This is a genomic window from Vibrio sp. 2033, assembly GCF_033339735.1.
In genome coordinates this window covers 1-602 of record NZ_JAWOVC010000560.1, presented here as the reverse complement: position 1 = coordinate 602, position 602 = coordinate 1, and the positions used below count along the sequence as shown (strand labels likewise).

General features: G+C 46.5%; 1 protein-coding gene. It reads right to left on the bottom strand.

Going from position 1 to position 602, the window contains the following annotated elements:
* On the bottom strand, positions 1-577 hold a 577-nt coding region (thrB, locus tag R7P74_RS27790), incomplete at its 3' end, for a homoserine kinase (RefSeq protein WP_318123895.1).
* Between the last annotated feature and the right edge of the window lie 25 nt (positions 578-602).

Sequence of the window (602 nt, the reverse complement as noted above, 5' to 3'; positions counted from 1 at the left end):
CTTCAGCCGTCGACACTTTAATGCCTGGATACGCCATCACCCAATACCACTCGTCAAAGCAAGGAACTTCTTGGCTGATGATGCCCAGCTCTTCAAGCATCAACTGAACACCACCAAGGTAACATGGAGCAACATTGTCGTAGTGAATACCACCCGAAATTTTACCTTCCATTTCACCCATTAAAGCCAATAATTCCGTTTCATTCAAAGGCTGGTCGTGGAATCGGTTTAGCGCGTCCAACGCTGCCACAATAGAACAAGCACTTGAGCCCAAACCAGAACCAATAGGCATGTTTTTCTCTAGCGTCATTTCAAGTGGTTTTAGCTCAATGCCTTTTTTATCCAGTTCACGAGCAAACACCACCCAACAATCGTAAACGATGTTCTCTTTTGGATCGGTTGGTAACTTCGAAACAAAGTGCCCAGCAGTGTTTAGACTGAACGGCTCAGTCCCTGCTTTTACTTGAACTCGGTCACCCAACAAAGTGCCGTCAACTGGGGACACTGCCGCCCCCAGCACGTCAAAACCTACGCTAACATTACCAATTGAAGCAGGGGCATAAACCACCACGCCCATATCACTTGAACTCATTCTTGTTATA